Source organism: Nostoc sp. ChiQUE01b, from assembly GCF_034531255.1.
In the GTDB taxonomy this organism is placed as follows: domain Bacteria; phylum Cyanobacteriota; class Cyanobacteriia; order Cyanobacteriales; family Nostocaceae; genus Nostoc.
Genome location: NZ_JAVRBM010000107.1, coordinates 1 through 25710 on the forward strand (window position 1 = coordinate 1; position 25710 = coordinate 25710).

The 25710-nt window shown below is 41.2% G+C and carries 12 protein-coding genes and 1 pseudogene; 10 read left to right on the forward strand and 3 right to left on the reverse strand.

The genetic code is table 11. The features are described 5' to 3' along the window. The 8 genes from RMY63_RS36955 to RMY63_RS36990 form a co-directional block, all read left to right on the forward strand. On the forward strand, positions 1 to 2401 hold a 2401-nt coding region (locus RMY63_RS36955; protein WP_322733455.1), incomplete at its 5' end, for a CHAT domain-containing tetratricopeptide repeat protein. 367 nt (positions 2402 to 2768) lie between these two features. Then, positions 2769 to 5090, forward strand: coding sequence for a CHASE2 domain-containing protein (locus RMY63_RS36960; RefSeq protein WP_322733456.1), 2322 nt, complete (start codon positions 2769 to 2771; stop codon positions 5088 to 5090). 26 nt (positions 5091 to 5116) lie between these two features. Then, positions 5117 to 5923, forward strand: a complete 807-nt coding sequence (locus RMY63_RS36965) for a DUF928 domain-containing protein (protein ID WP_322733457.1) — start codon at positions 5117 to 5119, stop codon at positions 5921 to 5923. Between the two features lie 8 nt (positions 5924 to 5931). Next, positions 5932 to 9720: a CHAT domain-containing protein gene (locus RMY63_RS36970; protein ID WP_322733458.1), complete on the forward strand. Its 3789-nt coding sequence runs from the start codon at positions 5932 to 5934 to the stop codon at positions 9718 to 9720. Between the two features lie 219 nt (positions 9721 to 9939). After that, positions 9940 to 10131: a hypothetical protein gene (locus RMY63_RS36975; RefSeq protein ID WP_322733459.1), complete on the forward strand. Its 192-nt coding sequence runs from the start codon at positions 9940 to 9942 to the stop codon at positions 10129 to 10131. Between the two features lie 90 nt (positions 10132 to 10221). Further along, complete coding sequence (locus RMY63_RS36980; RefSeq protein ID WP_322733460.1) at positions 10222 to 11013, forward strand: hypothetical protein; 792 nt, start codon at positions 10222 to 10224, stop codon at positions 11011 to 11013. Positions 11014 to 11225: 212 nt separating this feature from the next. After that, the gene (locus tag RMY63_RS36985; RefSeq protein WP_322733461.1) at positions 11226 to 12308 is read left to right on the forward strand and encodes a tyrosine-type recombinase/integrase; all 1083 of its coding nucleotides are present in this window, start codon (positions 11226 to 11228) and stop codon (positions 12306 to 12308) included. Between the two features lie 159 nt (positions 12309 to 12467). Further along, positions 12468 to 13274 (forward strand): hypothetical protein, encoded by an 807-nt coding sequence (locus RMY63_RS36990; protein WP_322733462.1) that lies wholly within the window; start codon positions 12468 to 12470, stop codon positions 13272 to 13274. Positions 13275 to 13286: 12 nt separating this feature from the next. Here the strand turns inward: RMY63_RS36990 and RMY63_RS36995 are convergent. The 3 genes and pseudogenes from RMY63_RS36995 to RMY63_RS37005 form a co-directional block, all read right to left on the reverse strand. Continuing rightward, positions 13287 to 14690 (reverse strand): annotated as a pseudogene (locus RMY63_RS36995) (hypothetical protein); the annotation flags it as partial. After that, the gene (locus tag RMY63_RS37000; protein WP_322733463.1) at positions 14687 to 18118 is read right to left on the reverse strand and encodes an AAA domain-containing protein; all 3432 of its coding nucleotides are present in this window, start codon (positions 18116 to 18118) and stop codon (positions 14687 to 14689) included. The gene RMY63_RS37000 and the pseudogene RMY63_RS36995, both read right to left, overlap by 4 nt. A gap of 51 nt (positions 18119 to 18169) precedes the next feature. Continuing rightward, positions 18170 to 18664 (reverse strand): DUF262 domain-containing protein, encoded by a 495-nt coding sequence (locus RMY63_RS37005; RefSeq protein WP_292841601.1) that lies wholly within the window; start codon positions 18662 to 18664, stop codon positions 18170 to 18172. 855 nt (positions 18665 to 19519) lie between these two features. Here RMY63_RS37005 and RMY63_RS37010 point away from each other — a divergent pair. Further along, complete coding sequence (locus tag RMY63_RS37010; RefSeq protein ID WP_322733464.1) at positions 19520 to 22153, forward strand: DEAD/DEAH box helicase; 2634 nt, start codon at positions 19520 to 19522, stop codon at positions 22151 to 22153. A 140-nt stretch (positions 22154 to 22293) separates the two neighbouring features. Then, on the forward strand, positions 22294 to 25581 hold the full coding sequence (locus tag RMY63_RS37015) for an ATP-binding protein (RefSeq protein WP_416212581.1): 3288 nt from the start codon (positions 22294 to 22296) through the stop codon (positions 25579 to 25581). Positions 25582 to 25710 lie beyond the last annotated feature (129 nt).

The following is a 25710-nucleotide window of genomic DNA, read 5'->3' on the forward strand; positions in this document are numbered from 1 at the left end:
AAATTCATACATAGCAAGCTTTTTGTGCTTTCCTATCCGTCGAACTCACGTTAATCTAGGAGAATACCTAAAAGCCATTGAGTACCACAAGCAGCACTTGGCAATTGCACAAGAAATTAAATACCGTGAAGGTGAGAGTAACGCACTGGGGGGTCTCGGTAACGCCTACTTGAGTCTGGGAGACTACCCCAAAGCTCTTGAGTATTATCAGCAGGACTTAGCGATCAAACAAGACATCAAAGACCGTCGAGGAGAGAGTAATACGCTGGGAAATCTCGGTATTACTTATTGGAGTCTGGGAAACTACCCTAAATCTATTGAGTACCAACAGCAGCGATTGGCGATTGCACGAGAAATTAAAGACCGTCAAGGTGAGGGTGCCGGGTTGGGAAATCTTGGTCTTGCTTACTCGAGTCTAGGAGACTACCTCAAAGCTATTGAATACCATAAGAAGCACTTAGCAATTGCAAGAGAAATTAAAGATCGTAAAGCTGAGGGGCAATCATTGGGAAATCTCGGTCTTGTTTACTTGCTTGTGGGAGACTACCCTAAAGCCATTGAAAACTTTAAACAACACTTGGCGATCACACGAAAAATCAAAGACCGTCAAGCTGAGGCTACTATGCTGGGAAACCTTGGTAGTGCCTACGGAATTTTGGGAAATCGCTCCCAAGCTATTGAGTATTTTGAGCAGCACTTAGCGATCGCACAGGAAATCAAAGACCGTCAAGCTGAGGGGATCGCGCTCAATAATTTAGGCTACGAGTTCTACAAACAAGGGAATCTTACTCTAGCAGAGAGTACCTTATTTGCAGGAATAAATGTTTTGGAAAGTCTACGAGAGAGATTAAAGGATAGCGAGAAAGTGTCGATTTTTGACACCCAACGTGGAGTCTATCAAAATTTACAAAAAGTTTTAATTGCTCAAAATAAAACCAATGCAGCTTTAGAAATTTCCGAGCGCGGTCGTGCTAGAGCATTTGTTGAGTTAATCTCGTCTCGCTTACCCATTAATAGTAAAAGCGAAGTAAAATCACCCAAACCACCCACAATTGACGAGATGAAGCAAATAGCCAAGGCTCAAAATTCGACCTTGGTTCAATACTCAATTATTAGTGGTGAATTCAAAGTTAAAGGTAAATTACAGTTTAAACAATCAGAACTATATATTTGGGTCATCAAACCTACAGGTGAAGTCGTATTTCGTAAAGCTGACCTCAATCCCCTGTGGCAGCAACAAAACTCCTCCCTATCAAACCTCGTTACCAAAACCCTAGAATCTTTCGGTGTCGCCATAGATACTACCAGAAGCGCAAATAACCAACAAAGTTTTGCAGTTGGAGACTTAGTAAGACGCAATAATAATGAAGATTTCCCTAATGACCCTGCTTGGAAAGTAGTTGCAGTTAATCCTCAAAACAGGACACTCAAAATCCGGCTGATTACTTGGGAAGATAATGTGAAACCCATCGAACGAACATTCGCCCAAGTTACAAAAGTATCATCTCCTCAAGCAGCCAACACCAATTTGCAACAACTGCACAAAATTCTCATCGATCCCATAGCCGACCTCTTACCAAAAGACCCAAATGCCCGTGTCACCTTCATTCCCCAAGGTTCTTTATTTTTCGTTCCCTTCCCAGCGCTGCAAGATCCAGATAGAAAGTACCTAATTGAAAAACATACTATCCTCACTGCACCCGCCATACAAGTGCTGGATTTAACTCGCAAACAGCGCCAAAAACTACCAGCAACAGTCAAAGATGCGCTAATTATCGGCAATCCTACTATGCCCAAAGTATCGAAAATTCCTGGTGAAGTGGCAGAACAATTACCTCCTCTTCCAAATGCAGAGATAGAAGCAAAACAAGTAGCACAGTTATTTAATACTCAAGCAATTACTGGTAATCAAGCAACCACATCTCTAATCTTACAGCAACTACCAAAAGCGAGGATAGTACATTTTGCAACCCACGGCTTACTTGATGATTTTACAGGTGGAGGTGTACCGGGTGCGATCGCGCTTGCTCCCGAACCTATAAATAAAGGAAAAGAAGAAGGAAATAACGGTTTACTAACTGCAAGCGAAATCTTCGACTTGAAGCTAAACGCCGAGTTAGTTGTCCTGAGTGCTTGCAATACCGGAGTTGGGAGAATTACAGGTGATGGGGTGATTGGTTTATCGCGTTCTTTGATTAGTGCGGGTGTCCCCAGTGTGATTGTTTCTCTGTGGTCAATACCCGATGCTCCCACTGCATCCCTGATGACGGAGTTTTATCAACGGTTGCAGCAAGGTGATGATAAAGCTTCTGCGCTGCGTCAGGCAATGTTGACAACTATGGAAAAACATCCAGACCCCAAGAACTGGGCTGCTTTTACGTTAATTGGCGAGTCTAATTAAACCACAGTTTGCGTTGTGTACCATTACAGCGGTAGAAAATCTATAAATGTTATAGTTTATTTTACATTTGTAACAAGAGTTTTTATAAATTAATAAAAGCTACAACAGTTTTGAATTACTCGTTATAAATTAAGAGATTCATATTTTACTCACTATTTTTATTACAAAAATATTAAGACCATTTTACAGATATAAGTAATTCCTGTAACAATGCAAATAGTTAATTTCATTTTTAAACGCAGAGGGACGCAGAGGTTCACGCAGAGGGGCGCAGAGATTTCATCAGAGCCATTTGTGTTGTTTCTTTAAAAAATGGGGATGCTCTCTGTAAATAACTACTCAACATAGTAACAGTCCAACTTTAAAAATGAGTAAGTTAGTTGTCCTCGAACTAGGGGAAGGCGATTTTGGGCAGCAGGGATTTCCTGTAACATTGCAAATCGCAGAAGATGGGGAACCTTCCTCCATAAAAATCACAGGAAGCTTACCTGCTGCTCCCCAACTTGAGCAAAGTTACAAAGATTGGCAGTCAAGTTATAGCCGTTATCGCCGTTCGGGATCGCCAATGCGTTTAGAAGCAGCAGATGCTGAGATCATAAATATCGGCGATTTCAGAGATGAATGTCAAGAAGCCGGAAGAATATTAAGCGATACTTTAAATGATTGGTTAAAATCTAATTCTTTTACTGATATTAGAGAAGAATTTTTCCAAAAAATTAAGTCTGACGAAAAGATTAGAATTCTCTTGCAGACAGATGAGCATTTGTTGTGGAAATTGCCTTGGAGTTTATGGGAATTATTGCTGCAAGATTATAAATATGCTGAAATAGCATTGAGTCCAAGAAAATATGAGCCACCCTCAGAAAAGTATCAAATTAGAAAACGGAAAATTAAAATATTAGCTATTATAGGCAATAGTCAAGGTATTAATGTTGCAGCAGACCAACAAATATTAAATCAACAATTACCAGATGCAAACATTGAATTTTTAGTAGAACCAAGTAGAAATCAACTCAACGATAAACTTTGGGAACAAACCTGGGATATATTATTTTTTGCTGGACATAGCGAAAGTCAAGATGATGCCAATCAAGGCTGGCTCAAAATCAATAAAGATGAAACTTTAAGTATTCAAGATTTAAAATTTGCCCTCGACAAAGCAATCGCCAAAGGACTTTCTCTGGCAATTTTTAACTCTTGCGATGGTTTAGGATTAGCCGCCGAATTAAGTGCAATGCAGATTCCCCAAATGATTGTCATGCGGGAGTCAATTCCAGATGAAGTCGCACAAGAATTTTTAAAGCATTTTCTCAAAGCTTTCGCTCGCGGTCAATCATTATATTTAGCAGTGCGAGAAGCAAGAGAACGCTTACAAGGTTTAGAAGGTAAATTTCCTTGCGCCAGTTGGCTACCTGTTATTTTCCAAAACCCTGCTTCTACACCACTAACTTGGATTCCACGCAAATATGCTCCAAAGTTCTCAACGGTGATGGCTGCGAGTGTTGCTGTCGCTGTTTTAGTGTTGGGAGTGCGTTATCTGGGGTTGTTGCAACCATTGGAACTTAAAGCTTATGACCAGATGATGCAATTGCGACCTGATGAAGAAATTGACCATCGTATTTTGGTTGTTGAAGTTACCCAAAAGGACATTGATGCTCAAGATAAAAAAGAAAGGGGTTCATCTTCATTAACAGTTTCTACTTTCACCAAACTTTTAAATAATATTCAAAAATACAAACCTCATTACATAGGTTTAGTTCAAGATTTAGATACACCTGAGCAGGTTGTATTCAGAAAAAATTTAGAAAAGCTGTTTGAAGAAAACTCTAATTTGTACGCTTTATGCGGAGGAAAAAATATTGCTCAAGGTGACGTATCGGGTAATCCTCCTTCGTCAAAAGATGCTTTTGGATTTAGTGATGTCTTCAAAGATGGCGATCAAGTTCTCCGACGTTACGTGTGGTATCAAAATTCTCAAGATACTCGTTGCTCCACTCCTTATGCTTTCAGTTTAATTTTAGCACTGCAATATTTAGAAGCCAAAGAAACTAAATATCAAGTAACATCAAAAAAACAGCTACAAATTGGTAACGTGATTCTGCCAAGGTTACAAAAACGTGCTGGAGGTTATCAACCGCTGGATAATCATGGATACCAAATGCTACTGAATTATCGCACTTCTTATGGGCAGCTAAATAAGATTACAGATTTTACCCCTGTTGAAAATTTTATCAGTAGTCATCCGCCATCTGAACTAGCTAATTTGGTAAAAGACCGAATTGTTATTATCGGTGTCACTGATAAAGAATTTGCCAAAGACAACCTTTTTCAGACTCCTTATAATCAGAAGATTACTCCTGTGTGGGTTCATGCACAGATGGTCAGTCAAATTCTCAGTGCTGTCCAAGATAAGCGTCCTCTTTTAAGCGTTTGGTCTGATTGGGAGGATATTTTATGGATTTGCGGTTGGTCTTTTGTGGGGGGATTGATAGTTTGGCGCATTCGGGGTGCAATACGCATAGGGGTGGCAATTTTTGTAGCCATAGCTATCTTATATAGCTCGTGTTTCCTTCTGTTTATTCAAGGACTTTGGGTACCATTTGTACCATCTGTCTTAGTATTAATAACCATAACCGGAATTTTTATAGTTTACATCCAGTATCAGGAAGGCAAAAAGTTTAAAGTTTAGACTCTGTATCAATATAAAGGTAAAAAATGAAGTTTAAAAAATGGCGATCGCCAAAACTAATACTATTTTTAATTCTCCCTTTGTTACTCGGTTATTACGTCAATGTACAAGCAAATGTTTCGCTGTCGAAACAGAGACTGAATCAGCAACAAGTACTAGGGCAAAAACCTTCTACACAACCATCTCAGCGCTCAAAAAGAAAGCCAATTCGCATCATATTACCCAATGAAGGCGCACCTGGTAATCCCGTGGGAGCTAAGACTCGTGGTTCATGTCCCAGTGACAAAAATAAGCCTGCTCTCACCGCTTTGATACCGGGGAAAAATATGGGCTTAACCATCGCAGAACGTCCCACATTTTGGTTTTACGTACCCTATCAAGCAAGTTCTACAACTCCGGTAGAATTTAAGCTGACAGATGCACAAGGAAAAGAAATTTACAAACAGAATTTGCAGTTAACAAATACGCCTGGTGTTATTGGTGTCACAATACCAGCCAACGCATCTGCTTTAGAAGTTGATAAAATCTATGAGTGGGAACTTTCTGTCACTTGCACTCCTGAGATTGATGCTGTGAAGGGAAGAATCAAACGGGTAAAAGCAAGTGCTGACGTGATGAGTCAGTTACAGGCGAGTAGGGGACGCGATCGCATTATTATTTATGCCGAAAATGGTTTTTGGTACGACACTCTCACCGGATTAATTGAACTTCGTCGCCAAAATCCCCAGGATAAAAATTTTAAAGCTGACTGGGAAGATTTCTTGAAGTCAGATGGGGTTGAGTTATCAAATATTGCACCAGAGCCAATTGTTTCCTGCTGTAAGTATAAATAGTAACTGTTATGGGTGTAAAAAAAATTTCTTTAGGTGCGCTGGCTATTGTCTTATGTACGTTTGCGATCGCTCTACCTTCAGCCAAGCCAGTTTCGTTATACGTCAGCCAAGTTATGCATAATTCCAACAAAGCTGAGGCTGATCGGTTGTTCAAGCTGGGTGAGCAGCAAATAAAAGACAATCAACCAAAAGCTGCTTTGGAATCTTTTCAAAAAGCATTACTAATTTACCAGCAAATTAAGGAACGTTTAGCAGAGGGACATACTCACAAGAATATTAGTAACGCCTACTTTTTCTTAAAAGATTTTCCTCAAGCACTCACCCATCAGCAACAGGCGTTATCGATAGCACGAGAAATTAAAAACCCTGATTTAGAAGCAAGGGCGCTACTTAATCTGGGAATCATAAATTTAAATGCTCCACAAGGAAATATAGTAAGCGCTATTGATTTTTATCAACAAAGTTTAGCTATTTCAAGAGCGAGTAAAAATTCCGAAGTAGAGCAAAAAGGTTTGTTGTCTCTTAAAAGTGCCATTGAGTTATTTGAGAAGAGTTTAGTAATTGTTCGAGATACTAAAGATAAACGCAGAGAAATAAATATTTTAGTCGGTTTGGGACATGCTTATACTGCTGTCGGGGAGGACAGCAAGGCGATCGCACCTTTCGAGCAAGCATTGGCGATCGCACGGGAACTTAAAGATACTGAACTGGAAACAGCTGTCTTGCAAAGCCAAGGTAAAGCACTGGGACAAATCACTTATTCTTACTTTGTTCAAGGAGACTACGCCCAAGCTATTCAATATTCAGAGCAATTAAGAGCCATCGCACAGAAGATAAAAAACCCTCAACTTGAAGTTGCAGCTTTAGGAGTGTTAGGAGCTTCGTATAATTCTACTGGAAAGCTTCAAAAAGCAGTTATTGTTCTTGAAGAACAGCAGAAAATTTTTGAAAAAAATCAAGCTCCTTGGGTTGCACTTCAACAAGGACTTAAATTAGGAGGATTGTGCAGCAGTTACCAATCTTTAAACGATTATTCTAAAGCAATTAGCTGTTCTCAACAAGGTTTACAAATTGCCCAAAAATACAAAAACAATCCAGAACCAGCAATACAAATCAGTAATCGTGCAGCTGAATTCAATCATTTGTTGATATTAGGAATTGTCTATAAGCAGAAAAATGAGCCTCAAGAATCAGTCAAATATTTGGAATCGGCTCTGGCAATCCATCAGGAGTTAAAGAATAATCAGGAATTTCAAAAAAATGAAATAATAACTGTTGTCATGCTATTAGGATTATTAGGATCGAGTTATCAGGACATTGGAGATACAAACAAAGCAATTGACAATTTTAAACAACAATTAGCAATATCAATAGCAAGTGGAGATATTCTCGAACAAGGAAAAGCACACATTAATCTTGGTGGTGCTTATTTAGCCCAGAACAAATATGATGTTAGCTTCGATCATTTTAACAAAGCGATAAAAATTGCCCAAGATAATAAAGAACCGCTACTTGAGTTACAAGTATATCGGAGTTTAAGTGCTTCCTATGGATTGATTGGTGATTTAGATGGAGCAATTGAATACGAGGAAACAGCATTAAAAATAGCTCAAAACTCGAATAACTGCTTAATAGAAAACCAAAGTATTTTATCCTCACTACCCCAGCAAAATTTTTTTAAACAGCAGAGCCAGAGAGAAAAATGTAAATCCTTTCAACAAATGGAAGTGCAATCCTTAAGCATTTTAGGTTCTTTATATACTTCGACTGCAAATCAAAAATATAATTTTGATACAGGCATCAAGTATATCAACCAGGGGTTAGAATTAGCACAAAAGCTCAAGCTAGCTGATGAAGAGGCTACGGCATTTCGATATTTAGCATCTGCCTATTCTCAGCAGGGTAATTGGAAAAATGCGATTAAATATTACGAAAAGACTATAGCTCTCAATAGGGAAAGTACAGATACAAGCAATTCTTTGAAGTGGAGTTCAAAAGTAGACTTACTCCAATCCCTAGCAAATGCCTATGCTGCGACTGGTAATCTTAATAAAGCACTCCAAATTCAGCGCGATGCTGAGTTACTGGTAAAGCCAGATTCTAACCCACATGCTTTGGCAGTCAGTCTATCAAGTGGAGGATTTTTGTATTTTTTAGCTAAAGATACAGCTAAAGCTGAAAAACTACTCTCTGAAGCGATAGAGAAATATGACTCAATACTTGACAAAGGAGTTGGTCAGCAAGATGCTAACAGGGTATCGTTTTTTAATTCCTATTTAATTACTTATCAAACACTTGCAGAAGTCCTTGTTGCTCAAAATAGAAAAGAGGAAGCACTAGTAATTTCTGAGAGAGGTCGAGCTAGAATATTATCAGAGTTACTAGCGAACTCTTCCAGTGACACTAAAAACCGAGAGTTAATAACACAAAATTCCAAAATTTCAATTCAACAAATTCAGCAAATAGCCAAGCAGCAAAATGCAACTTTAGTTGAATACCAAATTATTCAGGATCGCTTACGTATAACTCCATCTTCAATTAATAGTAAAAGACCACAAAGACCCACAGCAAAACTTTTCATTTGGGTTGTCAAACCCAACGGCGAAATTAAATTTCATCAATCTGACCTTACCCTATTACACCAACAAAATACCTCCCTATTAAACCTTGTTAATGATACCCTTGCATCCATCCCTAAAAATGCCAATGCTGTAAGTACTCGTGACAACACCAACCCGCGAACCTTTAAGAAAGGCGATCGCGTCAGACTCAAAAATGACTTTGCTAAAGACCAACCTTGGATAGTATTAGCAGTTAATAATGATACACTTACCCTCAGACAACCCTCTTATCCACCAGGGCAAACATCAACATATCCCATTACTGATGTAGTAGAAAAAATTGGGGAAAAAGGCTCGCAATCCAGCGCTAACGCCAAAGACCGCAACTTACAACAACTCTATCAACTGCTAATCGAACCCATCGCCGAACTGCTACCTACCGAAGAAGATGCGCGTATAATTTTTATCCCTCAGCAAGAACTATTTGCCGTTCCTTTTCCCGCATTACAAGACCCGCAAGGGAAATACTTAATACAAAAACACACAATTCTTACCGCACCATCGATTCAAGTTTTACAATTAACCCATCAACAACGCCAGCGAGTTCCTGGTTCAGCAAAAGATGTCCTGCTTGTCGGTAATCCTATCATGCCCAAGGTAGCCATGAAACCAGGAGAAACGCCTCAACAATTACCTCAACTAGAAGGAACCGAAGCAGAAGTTAAAGCCATAGCACCTCTATTCCATGCCAAACCGCTCATAGGCAAAGATGCCACTAAACTGGCAATCTTGCCGATTCTCCCCAAAGCCAGAATAATTCATTTCGCCACACATGGGATATTGGATGATCTCAGGGGATTAGGAAGTGCAATCGCTCTTGCACCCTCTGGTAACGACAATGGTTTGCTCACCGCCGCAGAAATCTTCGACTTGAAGCTAAACGCCGAACTAGTGGTAATTAGCGCCTGCAATACTGGACAAGGGCGTATTACTGGGGATGGCGTTATTGGACTATCTCGTTCTTTAATGAATGCAGGCGTTCCCAGTGTAATTGTCTCCCTTTGGTCAGTACCGGATAACTCTACAACCACCTTAATGACGGAATTTTACCGGAATTTACAACAGGAGAAGCTCGACAAAGCGCGATCGCTGCGAAAAGCAATGCAGACAATGATTGAGAAAGACTTTTCACCCTACGACTGGGCTGCATTTAACCTGATTGGGAATGCAGAGTGAACACGATGACTCCTAAGATGCACATTTGACAATCCTGATACAGCAAGGGTTTTAGCATTTCCGAAAAATGTGCTTCTTTCATTTGTTGCTAGGGTGTTCGCGAAGCGTGCCGGAGGCATTCGCCGCTAGTCGGAGGCTCATATCTTGCACCTCTACGTACAAACCCAGTCAACATAAAAAGATGGGCAATAAAGCTACCTTATTTTTATAAACTTTTTTGTGAACTATTGCACTTGGGCATTGATGGCGCAACCGCTCAATGTAGCCAACGCTTCCTGGCAAGAAGTGCAACGAAATTTATTTCCCTGTTCCGGCGATGCCTACTATGATGAGCAACACGAAAGACCAAATCCCCTGCTTTCAGATACAAATTATCGTTATGGCTGGGAATACATTGGTCTTTCACAGTAAGCAACTTTTATTTGTGAAAATGGCAATAGTGGTAAACAAGGCCGCATTGGTGCAGAGGGGCAACCAGGCACTTCTGGTCAAGTCCGGTTAGTGCAGGGTGCAGACATTCCCAAAGAACAAATCAGTTATGGCGATCGCATTAGTCGTTTAGCTGGCAAACCCATTGCCCTGCTGAAAAACAACTGGGTGGAAAAAACTGGACTGCGGAGTTTGCTGGGTACTGGTTCTGAAGTCTCCGATACTTACCGCTTGTTACAAACCGTCCAAGGTTCTTTCAAAGTGGCTTGGCAAGCTGCCAAAAGCCCACAGGAGCTAGGAGAACCAGAGATCAAAGCCGTGATTACAGAATCGGGGCAATTGCGATTTGAGATTCCAGGTACGTTGGAACATAAACTCATCAACCAGCAAAACCAAACTGTAGTTGCAATTACTGGAGGTATTCACCCCGAACGCCTGGGGCGCTTTAAGTTTAAGGGGCTTGCTCGCTTCCGCGATGCTCGCAACTTTACTCTCCTAGATGAAGGCTCTCTTCTACCAGAGTTAAAGGCAGTTAAACTGACAATCAGTTTATACCAGAACAACTCCAAGAAGAGCGAAATTTCTTATCCGCTGATTCCACAGTCCCCTTCGCCTGATGGTTTGTCGGTCTGGGGGAATCTCTATAAGGTCAATTTACGCACTCACTTCGATTCCTGGTTGCAAGGAGGGCAACCTGTTGAGTATGACATTCACATTGAACAGATCACCCGTTCTGGAGCAACCTATACCTCTGGAATGAAAATTAACTTGATTGTGGATAAGGTTACTCCTTCTCCCGATATTCAGTACTATCCACAGAACACAAAGAAGGACATGGTAAAAAGCATTTATTCTCCCTATTAGCGACCTTTAATATCCTTGCGTCTCTGTTTCATACCCTGCTTGACCTCATAGATGAGAAGTACTAACTCATTTGCCAACACGCAACACCATATGATCTCACGACTGATTTAGGATTGCTCTAGTATATTAAATTACATTGATGTAAAAGACGTATAATTGAAAATTCGTCGGATCAAAGTGAGTCAGGCAGGGCAAATAAGGGGAGAATAGTTTTGATATCGAAAATTACCCTTTTCGCGCCCAATGCTATGTCTGATACTCCATATTCTCCCAGACGGGCATCCCCAAAAGCAAACGATGATACCGGATTTGATGATGCGGTAGAGTCATTAAAAAAATCTCTCTTAGCCCCAATTGAGCGGTATTTTGCCGCAACAGAGGATGAACAGGATGTCATTGCTTTAATGCTCGCCAATATTCGCGCACCCAGCACCCGGCGCGAATACCAGAAAGATTTGCGGAAATTTTTTGTGGCGATGACTGGTATTGAGCCGAATGTTGATAGCGTGTTGGAATTTCTGCACCTGACCGAGAAACGGGCGGTGGCGGTGGTGCTGAAATATAAGGCCAAGCTACTGGCTATTGGGTTGAAGGAAGCAACGGTCAACCGTCGCCTCAGCAGCATTAAATCGTTGGTGAAGTTTGCCCGCAAGTTAGGTGTGTGCAGCTACACGCTAGAAGATGTAGAGTTGGAAAAGGTAAAAGCGTATCGAGATACTACCGGGGTGGATGCTCAAAGCATCAACAGTGTAATCCAGCTAATTGAGCGCTCAACTGTTCACGGTCAAAGAGATTATGCGCTGTTGCGGCTGTTGTGGGAAAATTTACTGCGACGCAATGAGGTGAGTCAATTAAATATAAAAGACTTCGACCCACACGAAAGCAGATTGCGGATTTTGGGAAAAGGGCAAGGTACGAATGATGAATGGGTAAAACTGTCAGTAGCAACAGTTAATGCTATCTGTGATTGGTTGCAAGTTCGGGGCAATATCACCGCCTCCTCACCCCTATTTATCGCCCTTGATAACCGCAGTAAAGGGCATCGCCTCACTGGGGACGGCATCCGCAAAATTGTTGTCAATTATTTTGATGCAGCTGGTGTAAAAAAGTTAATGTCACCCCACCGCATCCGCCACAGTGGGATTACAACTCTTTTGGAAGCAACCCAAGGGGATGTGCGAAAGACGCAAAAAGTCAGCCGTCATGTCAAGCTGGATGTATTAATCCAGTATGACGATAACCGCAAACAAGGTCAGTCAGAGATGACAAATTTGTTGGCAGATATGATTGACTAAATGGATGCGTTAGCCAGGAAGTCACCCCCTGATTTGGCTACAAAAGCGATAACAGGCTTTGCTCAAATTGTGCGTGCGCCAACAACTCCTGAACAACTCCAACAGTGGCTAACTAACTGTTGCAGACAGTAGTAATCTGACTGCTTTTTGGTAGAGGCGATGACCTCCGGTCGGTCGGAGACCATCGTCTCCGGCGGGCGCACTCATGCGCTCCAAAATGATAGTGTCAAGGTAGTTATCTTTTCGGGATGGCACGCTCACTCAGTCGTGTCCAGTCCAGATTTACCTAGACATTACCTAGACATGAGCCAAACAGGGAAAAACAAGAAACTGGCATCTTTTAACTGCGACCAAAAGATGTGGGAGCAGTTTATTGCCCGTTGTAAATCGAAAGGGACGACGGCAACAGCCACGCTGACCCAATTTATCGAATTCTACCTAGATGATATAGATAACCTTGATGCAATTGGTGGCAATGATTTAGATAAACGCCTCGACTCTAAGATTAAGGCAAGTGTTGAGGAGTACTTGGTTGCTGGTAACAATAGTCACCCCAGTCTTACGAATGAAACGATATTAGCTATTTGCTCACGACTTGATAAGCTCGAGTCACAGTTTTCAAGTGAATCTAGCAACGAAACCGGAGCAATCCATAATCTCGCCGATTTATCAGAAAAAATTGAGGGGATAACAGCCCGAATGACACAGTTTACCGAGGCGATTATTAAAATTCAAAATCATCTCAACAACCAACCGAGGCGGGGCAATAAATCGTACAACAACAATTCATCCTTCAAAGTGCATACTCCCCGAATGCAACCATTAACCGAAGAAGGTTTAGCTTCAAGACTTGGTGTAAGTGTAGAAACTATACGCGAGCAGCGAAATAAGCTGCACCTGCGAGTCAGAAACCAGCGTCCCTCGCTCGTCGCGGAAGGTGCGATCGCGCTCCCCTTTAAAAGATAACCAGTTAAAGCTGGTAGTAACCGCAAATTTGGTGTCTGAAATGAGGATTTTGGCGTGAGTATCTCCAAGTCGTTTAAGTGTAAAGGTCTTGGAATATTGGCTTGCCAGCTTTTGCAGATTCTTCTCAGCTTGAATATCTGCTGAACTGCGCTTTTCGTCCTTCTCACCTAACCCATACCCGATGAAAACTTGCACTCCTCGTTTTAGCAAATTCTCAAATTGCTGGAGAAACCAACGGTTGACCGAGTTAGCCCGAATCCAAGGTGAGAAGATCATCAGGCGTTCTCGGCTATCCTTAAGGGCTTGTTCTAGCAAGGGGCGATGTTCGTACATGTCTAACCAGCGCATCGGTACTGTTGCCAGCACAGAATCGAGTTGAAATTGAAGCTGCTCAATTTGCTTTAACGCATCTTGAAGTTGTTGATAAAGCGCTTGTTTCTCTTCATCGTCCTCTGCCTGCTCAATCTTTTCCTGAGTTGTTTCAATCTGAGCTTGAATTTTGGCTTGAGCCGCAGTCGTCTCTTTTTTAAGAATTGCAATCTCGTCAACAGGTGACTGAGCGACAAACTCACGCCCTAGTATCTCTTCAGCCAGCCTTCGCGGTTCACTCTGACTTAATGTCTCAGCAATTCGGAGTTTCTTTACCCCATCCGCACGAGCAAAGGCAGCCTCATGTTCGCTGGAAACAATACCATCAATGACAAATGCCACCTGAATCTCATCACTCTCTTTTGCTTTAAAGACCAGTGCAGTAGCTGGTTGAAAAAAGCGTTGTCTCCGATCAATCGCCTTCAAAGCCAGTAAATCTCGCTCCTGACGAACTCTGGCTTTACTATCCTTCTCAATCTGCTGAATAATTTCGTCAACATCCTTCAACTTGAGGTCGGACAATTCTGGAGGACGTTTTGGTGAAGACTCAATTTCAACAATGCTAAAGTCGCGCAAATCTTTTGCTTTGAGCAAGCGTGAGTTTAATTGACCATACCAGCGCGGGATTCTTAAAAGTCCATCAAAGTTAATATCGAAAGTTCGTTCTTCTGGCACAATAATTCTGGCTTCTTGTAAAGTTTTCTCTCCCTTTTTCGTTAGCTTCCATACCTGAAATTGTGAAACATCAGGAGCAATTAGATCAATGTCTTCACTCACCCGTAGATTGACCATTGCTTCTCGGATTGTTAGTAATTCTAAACCCAGAAATCCGGCAATTTCTTCTTCGGATGAAAGACCAACATTAATCGCTTTGAGAACGTACTCCTCAATCGGCGGAATTGGTTTACGAACCTGAGTCAGAGCTTCAACCGTAATTTTGTAGACGGGCAGCCCAACTTCCTGGCAGCAAACCAGGTCGAACCCGGAACGATTATCATAGCGACGCAGGTCTTCTAGATGTAAAGACGTAAATTCTTCCCAGGTCATAAGTTTGGCTCCGTCTGAATACAATCTTCTGGGTGTTGTTCAATGTAGTGCAGGACACTATGTAGGGGACTGTGACTTAACGCTCGACAAAATTGATGATCGCCAACAATCAGCAAACCAACCCGTCCTCTAGATAGCGCCACATTTAGTCTGGCTTCATCTTTGAGAAATCCAATTTTGCCATCTTTGTTGGATCGAGTCACTGAGTAAACAACGATATCTGCTTCCCGCCCTTGAAAGGCATCAACAGTATTGCACTCGATTGTCAAAGCTTTTAGGCTACTTTGTTCTGCATCCAAGCCGCGATTGAGCAATTTCAGTTGGGCTGCATACCCGCTCAAAACTGCTACAGTGTAATGTTTTTGAGCTTCCTCTGCAACTCGGTTAAGTTGTTTAAGCCACTGAACAATAACTCTGACTTCACAGGAGTTATTAAAGCTAGACTTAAGGACTTGTTCGCGGCTATTTTTGAGCTTTGAGGTAGTCAACCATGTGACAGGTCGTTGCAAAACCTGACTTAAAGTTTTATCTATTGCAGGCCCATTACTACCCAACTGACCTTCATAAAAGCAGGTGCTGATCAACTTTCCTATCGGCTCAACCATTCGATGCTGAATTGCCAGCATCTTACGGCAAGCATCTGGCAAGGTTCTTAACAAGCGATCAAACAGGGTTTCTTGAATGTCGTCTGATGCCAATTCATAATCTTCCAAAAATTCGGAATTTCGGCTGGCTTCATCTTGAAAAGGTGGTAGTTGTTTGGGATCGCCTACCAATATCCATTTTTTTGAACGCGCCATTGGTACTAAAACTTCAGTCGCGGTTGCTTTAGAAGCCTCATCAACAATGCACAGATCAAATTCAATGTCAGAAATTTCCCTGGAGATTCCAATACACGTTCCTGCAACGACTTGCGATCGCTTGATCAAAGGTGCATTAAATCGTTCATTGCGCCCAAACTGCTCGAACCATTGTGTTTGCAGACTAATTAGCTGTTGGAGGATTTTTGCATTAGGTGAGTTGGGATCAATTAAGCTCTTGCTCCTCTGCTCTAATTCTTCAGCTGATAGTCTTAGCAATTCATCAATAGTTTTGATGCGCGTAATTTCTTGAAGACGTTTTGCTTTGTGTTTCTGCTCATCCCGTGCAGCCTTTGCCTGTTTCTCTAGTTGTTCGATTTCCTCTTCTAATCGTTGAAACTCCTCTACCCTGTCTGTTGGTACATTTCGCTGTCGTTGAGATTTGGGTTTTCCTTCATCATTGAGTGCGGAAAAATTATCTTCTCTCTCCTGCTTACGGCTTGCCAGTTCTACTCTTAGAGACTCTAGGTTCAAGGCAATATTTTTCAACTCTTGAAAGAGAACAGCTTTCTCCAAATCCTGCTGAGAAATTCCGCTACGTGCAGACCAATTAGCAAGGAACTGTTGCCCTTGGGCAATCGCATTTTCCCGCCACTTTGCCATTTGTTCTTCTAAAAGCAACGAGTAAACACCTTCTGATACCCGCTCATGATTGCCAATGCGAATCAGCTTCAAGTTGGAGTTTTTTTCTTGAATCCTTTCCAATGCGTTATCGAGTGCAACGTGGGTTTGAGAACTAAGTAGAATTCTTGCTTCAGGGTTCTGCTGAAGGGTTTGTAGGATGACTTCTGTAATAAACGTTGTTTTACCCGTCCCTGGTGGCCCTTGAACTAACAGAAAGTCTTGTGTTGACAGGGCCGCTTTTACAACTTCCTTCTGAGACTCATTCAAAAATTGGATGAATTTAATCTCGATATCTAAGGCAGGGGCCTGAATTTCTTGAGGATTGGCTAGTAACTCTCGTAAGTCAGAGCGAACAGCACGATCGTAGCGAATTGCATCTAGGGCATTTTTCTGGCGGTTCAGGGCAATTTCAGCCAAGCGAGTATCAAATCGCAGTTCCCCTGTTTGAGGTAAGCGATCTGGTTCACCATATTTCACGTACAGAACCAGTTTGTCATCAACTACTTCCACTACGTCTCCACCCAAAATGCTAAATCCGTTGGAACGTGTCACATGGCGTGGTTGTCCGGTAATGTCTGACTCTGGTAATTCTGCAATTTGAAAAATAACACGACTGCCATCAGGTGTAACACTTGTGTATTTAATCGGCTCTTCTCGCTTCTGTTCCCAGTCTGTCTTCGCCCTGAGAATGTCCCACCACACTCGAAAGATACGTTGTTTCTCCTCTTCCGCTCGTGATTGCCTTAAATTTGCCTCATGCTCTTCAACCCCCAGTTGAAGTTCTCTAATGACATCCTCAGCTTCCCATTTAACGATTGGTTTTCCAAATTTGAATTCATAAGGCAGTTGCCAGGATCGTTCCCGGTTTTGTTCTAGGACAACACTAGAAAAGCTTTGAGCATTGATTATAACTAGACAATCTTGCTCTGCTGCAACTAAATAGCGGTAAGAGAAGCCAAAAATTGAATAATGATTATCAGCAGATTGTCCATTTGTACCACTGCTTGACTTCTTAGCAATGCCACATCCAGCATTTAAATCCTCAAGTAGAACCTTCTGAATTTCCGTCTCTGGTAACTGAAGCTCATTTTCAAGGTTTCTTACAGCATTACGAGTTAGTTGGAGATAACAGGAGTATTTTCGGGTTGTTTGCTTGCGCGATCGCTTCTGCTGAATTGCTTCTAACTCTGCTAATAATACTTCTGCATTTGGTTGCCGTTCCGCAGGATCGTTCGAGACAGCACGTTCGATAATTTCGATGATTTCAGGGGGAGCATCAAGGGCAGCGATCGCACTCGAAAAGCTACTGTAATCGAGATCAACCTCAGTCAAGCATTTCAGCGTCATTACCCCAAAACTAAATACATCACGGGTATAAGGGTAAGAACCGTCATCTTCTTCTTGAGGTGTAAAAGGACGAGAGACAAATTCCCTTAACGTTACAGTTGGGCGGAAATAACCCCTGAGTTTGGAAATTCCAAAATCAGCCAGTTTCAACCTGCCATGACTACTAATTAGAATATTGTTTGGTTTGAGATCCCGATGAACGTATTTACGCTCGTGAGAAAATGCAAGTGCATTTAGTATTGGAAAAGCTAACCTCTCCCAATAAGAATCCCATCCTTCTAATGGAGTTTCTTTTAGCAGTACCGCTAAATCTCTCTCCATCCACTCTAAGACCAAGAAATATTCTCCAGTCTGTTTATCTCGTCCTGAATCAAAAAGCTCGACAATGCTGGGATGCTTTAACTCCCTGAGTGCCTGAGTTTCGCGTCGGAAGGATTCAACTAAGATGTCTACTTCAATCTGCCCATGTTTGAAAACTTTGACTGCTACCTGTCGCAATCCTTCTTTCATGTCAATGGCTTGGTAGACATCCGCCATACCACCAGAGCGCAGGTTGGGAGATAAAGCGTAGCGATCGTTAATGATACGAGGCAACATGGTTGTAGATTTTACCTGATAAGCTAATTATTCCCTTTACCTAAGCAAAACTCACAGGTATCTCTTGGTATGGTCTACGAACTCAAAAATATCAATAGAATCTGACCACAGTTGGGAAGTATTAAATATATATTCAGGATCTCGCTGAATGGCTGCATCTGCTACCTCAAACTTAGCATCCGCAGGGCGAAAGGCAATTTGAATCTGAACTTCCTTAAAATCCTTGGTTAGCACTTTATGCCCTTTGAATACAGTAGTATATAAGCAAGTCAATCGTTGTTGCCCATCTACGATCAGTAGACGAGGGGTTTTAACCTGTTTGGAGGTAGTGCCTATATGTCGAGTATTGGTGAGATGGTCAGTTGCCCACAACAACAAGTAACCTACTGGAAAGCCTTGATACATTGAGTCAAACAAATCTCGTACTTTCGCAGCTTCCCAAACAAACAGACGCTGAATATCAGGTAAGCCAATCTCACCAAGTTCAATATCATGGATGAGACTTGTAAGCGAATAGGTGATTTGTTTGAAAAGAATTTTGGCCATTGTAGATGCAAGTTAATGTTCAGCTTGCATCCGTATAAATATTTCTACCAAAATAGAGAAATCTATATACTAGCAACTTGAGTAAAGTTTCGGATTTATATATAAATTTTATACATTGATTTTTACTACAAATAATCTAATGGGAAAGCCATTGATGTTTAGAGCCGTGTGGTTAGGATTTTTGGAGTAAATTAGCTTTGCATCATCATCAAAATAAAATGTGCGAATTTCTGATGCTTGAGGTAATCAATTTACCGCATGGTGGAATTAAACATTTACCTTCCACGGGCAATGGAAATTAAAATTCTACTTTTTTGGCTATTTTTAATATCGTTTTTTCTACGCCTAGCTTTTCTACTAACACAGGCACACCAAAAAACTCAAAGTCGCTACCAAACTACTAGAAAAAAATTAGTATGCAGGTCAGAACGCAAACAGCAATATTTACTTCAGTATTCCCAAAACAGGGAAATGGCAAAAGCTTTTGACTCTGGTTCAAGGCGACGTAGCTACTGCCAAACGATTAATTGAATTTGAGTAACGGCGCAATCCTACCCACAGCATTGACTGGTGTGTGGAAAAAGTACTGTGGCAATTAAAACGCGATCGCTGTTTCTAAGTTAGTCAAGTAGTCAAGCGAGTAACTAGTTTTATCCACATATATCAGTTATTCAAGGAAAATTATGTATAATTTAGCACTTACTTTTTCGTCACTAATTACTTCATGAAGACTTTACTTTTCCTAATGAGCAAGAATAAAGCCACTTCTACCGTACTTGACCGAATACGGTTTACCTCGTATTCATTAGACAAATTTTTTACCAATCTAGTTATAGGAATTTCCAGGTTGCATTAATGAGTTATACAGAATACCAAAAAAAGTTTAATAAAGCACTTGACGATGAAATTAGAGCATTACGAAAAAGTGGTGGACAAAAAACCTTTTTGAGCGACGGTTCCTTTTTAGGTAAACGTGGTGGTCAATATATATATTCCCTTACCACAGATACTGAACTGCGTTTCCCTGATGATACTCCAGTAGATTTAGAGTATAAAAGCAAAAGATATAGTGGAATTTTAGTTTCTGTTGAAGGCTTTGATATTATTTTGGCATTACAGCAAAATTTAGGAGATTCAATTCCTACAGCTATACTCTATACCTCTCCCTGGTTTTTATTGGAAGAACTTAAAAAGCGATTGCTAGAAAGTTCTAATCTAAAGGGAGCTAATAGAAACCTAGCAGAAATATTACTAGGGGATAAAAGTGAAACCAACTCTTCAACAAGCAATAGCCAAAAACTGTTAAATCAAATTGAGCAACGACTACAAAAACCAATAGGTTGCAATGAATATCAGAAATCTGCTGTTGACAAGGTACTTAATCGCCAAGTTAGTTTTATTTGGGGGCCACCAGGAACAGGAAAAACTAAAACTCTGGGAATCACCGTAGCTGCATTGGTTCAAGCTGGTGAGTCAGTTTTAGTGGTAGCTCATAGCAACACTGCTGTTGATACAGCTATGAAAAGTGTAGCTGAGTATTTGCAAGGTGCGCCTATTTATGAAAATGGGCTAGTGTTGCGCTATGGAGTTGCCACCCCTGGCAGTCTAAACGAGTTTCCGCAGTTACACGTTAGAGGAGTAGCACGTTGGCAGAATCCAAACTTAATAGAGCAAATTGAACGGTTAGAAAAACAACGCAAAGATTTAGTCAAGCGATCGCGTCAGGAAAAGCTAACCCAACTGCAAGGTCAAAATACTCAAAATAACATTGCCACTGTCAAACAAGCATTGCAGCCCCTAAAAGAACAGTTGAAGCAGAAAGAAGCTGAACTGATCAAACAAGCAACAGTGGTTGGCTGCACCTTATCAAAGGCAGCGATCGCCAAAGAAATCTACCAACGCCGTTTTGATGCCATAGTAGTGGATGAGGCGAGTATGGCTTATATTCCCCACTGTGCTTATGTCAGCACCCTGGCCAATCGTCGTATTGCTATTTTTGGTGACTTTCGCCAGTTAGGGCCTATCTCACAAGCAAAGACAGAGGCAACGCAGCAATGGCTACAACGAGATATCTTTGATGAAGCTGGTATTACTCAAAAGGTAAATAACGGTCAAATTGACTCACGCATGGTGTTATTAAAAACACAGTACCGCATGAATCCAGCTATTTCTAAAATACCAAATCAGCTTTTTTACAATGGTCAACTGCAAGATGGCTCTGGTGTAGAGCAAAGGACAATGCCGATTGTCCAGAGTCAGCCACATCCTGGGTCAGCCCTAATCTTGTATGACTTAAGCCAACTTTCAGCTTTTTGTTTTAAAGAACAGCAGTTTCACAGCCGTTTTAATATCATTTCAGCTTTAGTAGCAGTCAATCTAGCTTACCAAAGTACCCAGACTAATGATTTCAGCGTCGGTATCATTGCTCCTTACAAAGCTCAAGCACATTTAATCCAACGTTTGCTGCAAGATTTGCACCTTACTGAGAAGTCTGTAAGGTGCAATACAGTTCATCGCTTTCAAGGGGCAGAACAGAATGTGATTATTTTTGATGCTGTTGAAGGTTCACCACAAGCTAAGGCAGGAAAATTGGTTACAGGTGGAACGCAAAGTACAGCTATGCGACTTGCCAATGTTGCTGTTAGTAGAGCGCAAGGTAAATTTATTGGTTTATTTAATTATCAATATATTCAGAAAACCCTTAACTCTTTTAATATTTTTCGTAAATTTGTTGACCGTATATATGCTCAAGCTAAAACCCAATCACTCACATGGGCTTTACAACCACTCAGCGATTTACCAGGAGTAACTTATTTTTCTAAAAGCCAAGATGCTTTAAAACAAATAAAGTTGGACTTACTTGCAACTAAGGAAGAAATCGCCATAGCTTGGCCAAACTCAACTAGCAATAACCCACTTCCTACTCCCACATTAAAGCAGTGTAATTCTCGTGGGATCAGATTTTTTATTACGGGTCAAAGTCGTAATTCTATCGCTACTGGGCTACAAAATACTCATGTTTGGGATAATAAAGCTAATACCAATATTGGGTTAGTTGGTATTGACGGTAAGTGTTTGTGGATATATTTAAATCCAAATTCATTATTAGCACCAGTTATTCGGATAGATTTATCAAAAACTACAAAATTGTTGTATAGCTTTTTACGTTTATTACCTGAACAAGATCCAGGCTCCATAACAACTAAAATCAGTCAAGGCGAAGATCCGTTTGGTAAATGCCCTGATTGCGGACAACCTCGCATATATGGTCATACTCAATATGGAGCTTCTATTATTTGTGCTAAAAACCCTAACCATTCTTCTAGGAAAATGAACGAGAAAGATACAACCCTTTTGATTAAATTTATGAATATTCAATGTTCAGTTTGTAAGCAACAAGCAATTCCTCGCAAAAGCTACAAGGGTATTTACATAGGTTGCTCACAACGAAACTGTGGCTGGTTAACATCATTGGAATCATTAATTTAGGTCTACGGTTGCCTGAGTTTTATGACAACTATTCAAAGAACTTTTGTAGTTTGTGACCTAAATCAGTGCCAAAATATCATAATTGTGTATAGAATTAATCAATTGAAACAAGTAAGTGTATTTTTAAAAACACTAAGTTGTTGACGGTTGGTATTGACTGTCAACCCTCAACTAGTAACGGTCAATATATTTCTATGCTTCCGTCAGTATTTAAAACTTGCATTCCTAGAGAAGAAATTTTAGAGGGGGAACTCTCTTCTGATTTATTTGCCGCTAAGTTACGGCTAGTTGTCGAAGGACTTGCGCCCCAAGTCTACCAAGATCCCACAGCCTTTTTCGCTAATACTTTTGCCACCGATGGTTTAAAAACCCTAATCTCGGAAGTGTTCGGGCGGTTGGTAGGTGCTGCTGTCGGCTCCCCCATTATTCGACTGGAAACCAGCTTTGGTGGTGGTAAAACTCACGATGAAATTGCTTTGTGGCATATTGCCAAACATGGACGACACATTCCTGGATTAGACCGTTTTGCTGATTTAAATTTAATTCCAGATCGACCCATTCAAGCAGCTGCGATCGCTTGCCAAGACCTCGATCCAGTTAACGGTGTTTACCATGCGGACACTGGCGTTACCACTTATACCCTTTGGGGAGAAATTGCTTATCAAATTAATGGTGTAGCAGGTTATAGCCTGCTTAAAGGTTCTGACGAACAGCGAGTCAGTCCAGGCACAGTGGTTTTAGAAAGGATAATCCAAGGGCAACCCACAGTCATTATCATCGACGAAATTGCCTCATACCTGAGAAAAGCCAAGGCTACTCTAGTTGGTAACAGCAACTTAGCTAAACAGGTAGTTGCTTTTTTATTCGCCCTTATGGATTTAGCAGCATCTTGTAATAATTTAGTATTTGTTTACACGCTGGCTTCCTCCACTGACAGTTTTGGCGAAGAAACCATCGAAATCCGGGAAACCATTTCCGCTACCGCTAGGCAAGAGCGGATCATTAAACCCAGCACTGATATTGAAATTTACAATATAGTTAAGCAGCGGGTATTCGCCAGCATTGAAGCTAACGCTGCCAATAATGCTTCAAAAGAATATTTACAAACTTATAAAGCTAGTCGGATTAATTTACCAGATGGTTGCAAAGATGCACGCTATGCCGACAGTATCGAGCAGAGTTATCCCTTCCACCCGGAATTATTTAATCTGCTGACTAAAAAGATTGCCTCAATTCCTAACTTCCAACGCACCAGAGGCGCTTTGCGGTTATTTGCTAGAGTTATACGTTATCTGTGGGACGATACTAGTGCATGGATACCGCTTATTCATTCTCACCACATTCCTGTTGGTATTGAAGAAGAAATCACCAGCGATTTAACAGCCCGTTTGGAACGTCCTTTGATGCGGATTACGATCCAAGCAGACATTTACAATAAAGATGGTAGAGAGGCACACGCTCAGTTACAAGATGCAGAATGGATTGCTGCTGGTAAACCTCCCTTTTCAACCTGGGTAGCCCGGACTATTTTTTTGCATTCCATTACTCAAGGTATATCTGCGGGGATTCGTCGCGCCGAATTAAATTTGTCTTTGTTGACACCAGGGTTAGAGATTGGCTTTGTTGATACTGCCTTAGAAAGGTTGAGTGAAGTTGCTTGGTACTTGGAAAATGATCCAATGACAACTTTGGCTCGTTTCAAGGAAGAACCATCAATCAATAAAATTATTGCCGAAGAAAAAGCCCAAGTTGGAATTACCGAGGCGAAGGATGATTTACGAAGTCGCCGCGATGCCATTTTTGCTAATAGACTACTGACGTTAGTTATTGCACCGGAATCACCAGCAGATGTGGATGACGTGTCCGATAGTATTGCCCTGTGTTTAATTGACTTTAACGAGGCGACTATTTCTGTAACTACCGAAGGGCCACCGCCAATGGTGGAGAAAATTTTTAATGAAACAGGTGAATCGGGTAAATTCCGTACTTTTAGAAATCGTTTGTTATTTTTAGTTGCCAACAGGCAAGAATTAGAACGAGCAATTGACAATGCTAGGGAGTTTCGGGCTATTCAAAATATTCTAAATTCTCCCAATCGCTTGCAAGATTTATCAGAAAATCAGCAGAAACAACTCAAAGATAAAAAAGGTTCTCTTGATTTAGGGGTAAGAGTATCTTTAACAAATGCCTACCGCCATTTATTTTACCCTGCTAATGACCCAGTAAAAGCTCCCAAGGGTTTGATGCACTATACCCTTCCCGCCCAAGATTCTAGCGATGTGAAGGGTAAAAATAATCAACAAGATGTCATTTTAAAAGCACTGAAAGATTGTCAAAAAATTCGTGCTGATGACGCACCATCCTACGCCCCTGCTTATATTTTGCAGAAGGTGTGGCTGTCTGGGTTAAACCATTGGACAACTAAAGCATTAAAAGAAGCTTTCGCTAAAGACTTGAGTTTAAATATATTTGTCGATGCCGAAATCTCAAAGCTCCGAGATACCATCCGCCAGGGGTTGCAGACTGGTAACTGGGATATGAAAGTAGGAGAAAAGCTGTTTATTAAAACCGATGACGGTAAATTTACTCTGCCCGACTCTATAGAATTTTCTGAGAGGATGGAACTCTACCGCCGGGGAATTCTGGAACCACCGAAACCGCGAGAAATTGAACTGAATGCTCAAGTTTTGTCCAGTACAGAATCGGTAAAACCTGTGCGGATACGGTGGAAAGCATCGGGGGCTTTGGCGATTAAGCTGTATCAAGATGGGAATTTGGTTACAGGGGAGTTTCGCCCTAGTGATGAACATGAGACAGCGATCGCTAAAACCACAACTTTCAAAATTGTAGCTGACTACGGCAATGGCGAAGTAGAGGAGAGGGAAACCCTAGCGAAGATATTAGCTTATGGTACTGGGACACCCAGCACACCAAGCGCAGGCGAAGATGGGAACGGTTCGTGGAATGATTTATCTCTATTTAAAGCTAAACCAGAAGAATTTGATTTGGAGGGAACACTCGATCGGGTATTTAATGAATTAGGCGATCTCGTCCAAGATAATCAAGTTCAGGGTATCCAGTTGTTGGAAATCTCCGTCGGGCAAGTAATGGACTACCGCAAGTTGATGACGGCTTTTCCTATGTTGATCAAGCTACCCTTGCAAATTGACCAAACGGCAACTATTACTGTTAATGAACAGTTTATCCGGTTAGAGTATCAAGGACCAGTCAAAGGATTTCAGAGTTTTCAGGGGGCTGTTAACACTTTGCTAAGTAGCCCGGATGTAAAAGCTGACGTGTCGCTGAAGCTAGTATTTGAATTTTCATCTCCAGTGCAACCAAACGGCGCAGAAATCAGTAATATCAAACAAGCCCTGAATCGTAATCCGGTTGACAGGCTGAATTTGACGGCGAAAGTAACGTACTGAGATGCAAGAGTTTCAATTGCGAGTGGTTCCTACAGACAACAATAACTTTGCCCTGGAGTTGTATCAATGTGCTTATATAGCAATCGTCAAGGTGGTTAGGACAAACAGTATAATCTATGAGTAAAGTAA